The organism is Streptomyces sp. NPDC005799 (assembly GCF_040630525.1).
Taxonomy (GTDB): domain Bacteria; phylum Actinomycetota; class Actinomycetes; order Streptomycetales; family Streptomycetaceae; genus Streptomyces; species Streptomyces griseorubiginosus_B.
Window position 1 is genome coordinate 1 of the sequence record NZ_JBEXXQ010000154.1, and the last position, 4,063, is coordinate 4,063.

Annotated in this window: 6 protein-coding genes and 1 pseudogene; 1 reads left to right on the forward strand and 6 read right to left on the reverse strand. The window is 67.0% G+C overall.

Features of this window, described 5'->3' with window-relative positions; all coding sequences use genetic code 11:
* Positions 1–617 precede the first annotated feature (617 nt).
* From ABZ453_RS50570 to ABZ453_RS50585, 4 genes are all read right to left on the reverse strand, one after another.
* Positions 618–1,247: a phosphotransferase family protein gene (locus ABZ453_RS50570; RefSeq protein ID WP_359026762.1), complete on the reverse strand. Its 630-nt coding sequence runs from the start codon at positions 1,245–1,247 to the stop codon at positions 618–620.
* Between the two features lie 299 nt (positions 1,248–1,546).
* On the reverse strand, positions 1,547–1,759 hold the full coding sequence (locus ABZ453_RS50575) for a hypothetical protein (protein WP_359026764.1): 213 nt from the start codon (positions 1,757–1,759) through the stop codon (positions 1,547–1,549).
* Positions 1,760–2,081: 322 nt separating this feature from the next.
* The gene (locus ABZ453_RS50580; RefSeq protein WP_359026766.1) at positions 2,082–2,288 is read right to left on the reverse strand and encodes an IS3 family transposase; all 207 of its coding nucleotides are present in this window, start codon (positions 2,286–2,288) and stop codon (positions 2,082–2,084) included.
* A 90-nt stretch (positions 2,289–2,378) separates the two neighbouring features.
* On the reverse strand, positions 2,379–2,786 hold the full coding sequence (locus ABZ453_RS50585) for a transposase (RefSeq protein ID WP_359026768.1): 408 nt from the start codon (positions 2,784–2,786) through the stop codon (positions 2,379–2,381).
* Between ABZ453_RS50585 and ABZ453_RS50590 the strand changes: the two genes are divergently transcribed.
* A complete protein-coding gene (locus ABZ453_RS50590) occupies positions 2,785–3,288 on the forward strand; it encodes a hypothetical protein (RefSeq protein WP_359026770.1) in 504 nt (167 codons plus the stop codon). The two genes, ABZ453_RS50585 and ABZ453_RS50590, sit on opposite strands and share 2 nt — an antisense overlap.
* On the opposite strand, the pseudogene ABZ453_RS50595 reads toward ABZ453_RS50590, so the two are convergent.
* Together ABZ453_RS50595 and ABZ453_RS50600 are read right to left on the reverse strand one after the other, a co-directional pair.
* A pseudogene (locus ABZ453_RS50595) lies at positions 3,265–3,330 on the reverse strand (hypothetical protein); the annotation flags it as partial. The gene ABZ453_RS50590 and the pseudogene ABZ453_RS50595 sit on opposite strands and share 24 nt — an antisense overlap.
* A 96-nt stretch (positions 3,331–3,426) precedes the next feature.
* Entirely contained in the window at positions 3,427–3,705 is a 279-nt protein-coding gene (locus ABZ453_RS50600; RefSeq protein WP_359026772.1) for a hypothetical protein, read from the reverse strand.
* Positions 3,706–4,063 lie beyond the last annotated feature (358 nt).

Genomic DNA, 4,063 nt, shown 5'->3' on the forward strand with positions numbered 1-4,063 from the left:
GCTCGTCACCCGCGCAGCCTTCGGGTTCCGCAACGCCACGAACCAGCGGCTACGCACACACTGTGTCACGACTCACCGAGCCCGTCGGCACCTCCGCACCGCTCAACCTTGAAGACCCAGGATCAGCGCAGTCCCGCGGAGAGATCGTTCTCGGGCAGGGCCCGCGCCGGTGGCACCCTGGACGCGTACGAGCTTGCGCACGCTCATGCCCTAATCCAAGCGAGGCCCGAACGCCTGACCGACGGCGATGCCCCAACGCCACACCTTCGAGCGATGACATCCCCGTGGCAGGATACGACCTCGTCCAAGGCCGGGGCGGCCAGGTGGAGATCCACGCCGGCTACCCCGGCCGCATTCCGGTCGGCGAGTGGCACTGGCGGAGCCGTCCGGGCCCCTGCGTGCTTGCCGTGGCACGCGATTGGCCCGGATCTGGGATCGGACGGGTCGGTGACGCGTCGCCGGTCATGTGCACCAGGAGGTGAGCACACGGGGCCGCCGGCGGCGGGGTCGTGCCGACTGCGAGTGGGTGGCAGTACCAGGGTGGGCCAGCGCTCGAAGACCGACGGCGGTGAGCAGCGCGACGGCCTGCCCCACCGTGTCGAATCCGGTGCCCCGTGTCAGACCTTGCTGGAAGCGGGCGTGGATCCCCTCGGCGATGACGGCGATCTTGAAGTAGCCCAGAGCGAGATAGAAGCCGAGGTCGCTGGGGTCGCGGCCGCTGGCCTGGGCGTAGTGCTGGGCGAGGTCGGCCGGGGCAGGCAGTCTCGGTCGCTGGTGGAGGCGGCCGATCCACTGAGGACCGGTGCGAAGGCCGGGGCCGAGTACACGAGATGCAGACCCAGATCGGCGAGGGTTGCCATCTCCCAGTCGACCACCGCACGAACGATGCCCGGGTCGACGAGGTCGAGGGTGGCGTTGTCGATGCGATAGTCGCCGTGGACGATCGAGGCGCCGCTCCCCGCAGGGCAGGCGGCGGCGAGGCGGGCGTACAACGCGTCCATGTCGACGAGTTCGCGGGTCCGGACGCGTAGCCACTGGTCGTACCAGCGCTGGACCTGGCGCGTCAGATAGCCTTGCGGCCGTCCGAACCCGGTCAGCGAGACCGCGCCGGGATCGACCGCGTGCAGGAGCGCGAGCACGTCGACCAGGCCGTGGGCACATCGTGCGATCTCGCGTTCCGGCAAGGCGTGCAGCTGCTCGACGGTCCGGATCACCCTGCCGTCGACTTGCGCACCCTCACTACCCACCGCCTGGACCTGGTCTTCGACCGCACCAGGCAGATCAACCGACTGCGCACAACTACGTATCGTAGAGGCCCTTCTTGGACGCCATGACCCCAACTATCCCTCCGGCCACGATCTCCACAGTAGGAGGGGAACTTCAAATCGCAGGGTCTGGCTGGACAGATCGATCGAGGACCGGTAGACAAGCAGGCGAAGCTCCTGCCGCACCCGGATGATCTTGGTCGGGAACCCGTCTACCAGGAGCTTCATCGTTCCGCAGGAGTGTCCAACCTCGTGGTCGGCACCACGAGGTTGGAAAACGCTCAGTTATCCGTGCAGGCCACTACCGCTTGATAGCCGCCGTTCACCTCGTCGATGCGGCTCGAGACGTCGTCACCCTTGCAGCTCCGCCTCATCTGCAGGTCGTCCGTTTCGGCCTGTGCCTCGGTTGCTCGAACCGGGCCGGTCCGGGTCCAGCTGCTGGCCTGGGCCTGAGCCGCCGTTACACCGACGAGCGCAGCCGCGGTCAGTGCCACTGCTCCGATCCCGCGGACGAACCCTCGCTTGCGTGTCCAATGCATGCTATTTATCCATTTCTCCTGGAGGGGGTGGAGGCTGAACTTGCCCCTCGTGGCTACTGGCGTCCAGAAGCCGCTCGGCCCCTGCTCCTAGGAAATCGCACTCGCTGGCTGGGTTGCCAGAGTCATATGCCATGTCAGTGGATCTTTCATGACAGGGCTTGTGAAGCTAAAAATGAACTGGTGCACGATACGGGGTCTTCAAGGTTGAGCGGTGCGGAGGTGTCCACAGGCTCGGTGAGTCGTGACACTGTCAATCCCCTGGCAGCGTGGAGACGAACTATGCGGCCAGTCCCTCTGTGAGGGTGGCCCGGTAGTCACGTTCGTAGTCGATCGGGCTCTTGAACCCGCATACGCTGTGTAGCCGCCTGGCGTTGTAGAAGTCGGTGATCCAGTTGGCGATCCTGATCCGTGCCTCGGCGCGGGTGGCGAAGGTGTGCCGGTGGACGTACTCGACCTTCAGCACGCCGTTGAACGCCTCGCTCACTGCATTGACGCTGATCGGAAAACCGATGTCCGGAAGGGCAGGCGGCAGCATCCGGGCCGCTTGCGGACCGGATGAGGTGAGACGGGCCGGTCAGGCTGATGCCGGCGTGAGGGCGACTTGGTGGCCGAGGGCCTGGAACTGGCGGACGAGATCGCGGGTTTTGCGGGCGGGGTCGAGGTGGCGGCGGTGCCAGTCGGCGCCGAGTTCCTGGTAGGAGGCGTCTGGGTTGTTGATCAGGTGCCATGCGATGACGAGTATCGAGCGGGCGACGGCGACCAGGGCTTTGGCGTGGCCGCGGCGTTTGACGATGCGACGGTAGCGGGCGCCGAGGAAGGTGTCGGTGCGGGCGGCGGCGTTGGCGGCCTCGCCGAGGGCGCCCTTGAGCCAGGGATTGCCCTGTCCGGCCGGACCCGTGCTGCGCTTCGCTCCGGACTGGATGGTGCGGGGGCATAACTTGGCCCAGGAGACCAGGTGTTCGGGGGTGGGGAAGCGGCTCATGTCCCGCGCCGATCTCGGCGAGGATGATCTGCGCGGTGGCCGGCCCGATCCCGGGGACCGCGTCGACCTTCTCGGCCAGAGCCTGTGCACTGATTGTCGTGGCGGACTCGCTGTCGGTGCCCGAGGGGTCTGGCGGGGTGGTGATCTCCTGCAGCGTCCGGGCGATCAGCCGGTCGAGTTCGCCGATCTGTGCGGTGAGATGGTCGACGGTGTCCAGCAGCACCCGCAGAAGCCGGGCGTGGTCTTCGAACTGCCCGGTCAGGGCCTCGATGAGGGCCGGCTTCTTCTTGACCAGGTTGCCTTTGGCGAGGTCGGCCAGGGTGCGCGGGTTGCGTTCCCCGGCGACCATCGCGTCGAGCATGGCTCGCCCGGACATGCCGAACAGGTCCGAGACGACGCCGGACAGTTTGATCTGCGCGTCCTGCAGGGCCTTGTCCACGCGGTGCTTGTGCCGGGTGCGTTCCTGGACGAACACGTTGCGGGTGCGGGTGTAGTCGCGTAGCTGCCGCACCGGCTTGGGCGGGACGAACGAGGCGCGGACCATGCCGCGTTCGGCGAGTTTGGCCAGCCAGACCGCGTCCAGCTTGTCGGTCTCCGGTCGCCCGGGGACGTTCTTCACGTCCCGTGCGTTGACCAGCCCTCAGTCCAGGCCGCGGGCCTCCAGCAGGTAGAAGAACGGGCGCCAGTACGAGCCCGTCGCTTCCATGACCACCCGCTCAACACCCTGGCAGACCAGTCGGTCGCCGAGTTCGAGGATCGTGTTCGTGGTCGAGGCAACCGTCCAGACCTTCTGAACGCGCCGGCCCTCGATGGTGTCGTGCGGGACGCGCAGGCAGACCATCCCGGACGCCTTCGCGATGTCGATCGCCGCGCCCCCGGCGACCGTGCCGTCGTCGTGGTCTTCTCTCAACTCCTCCATGACTACCCCCAGTTGTTATCGTGCAGGCAGGGGCTGCCCGGGAAGCCAAAGGGGTAACGGAGAAGCTGATCGGCGTGCTCAAAGCGACAGTGTGCGGCCCCCTCGGACGGCTCCCTCACCAGACTCCTATGCGGGCTCACAGCCCAAACATCAAGCGGCGTCAGCGGACAGCCCCTGTACCGATTTTCACGCCCGCGGGGATCCTGCTGGCCAAATGTCGTGTCCTGGGGTGTGGGGAGGCTGTTGGCACTGTGGTGGTCGGCCTTGTCGTTCCCGGCCTCTGGGGTGGGAGTCATGTCGTTGCGGCCGGAGGAATGGCCCGAAGTCCCCGCGCTCACGGCGCGAGTCGCACGGGCCG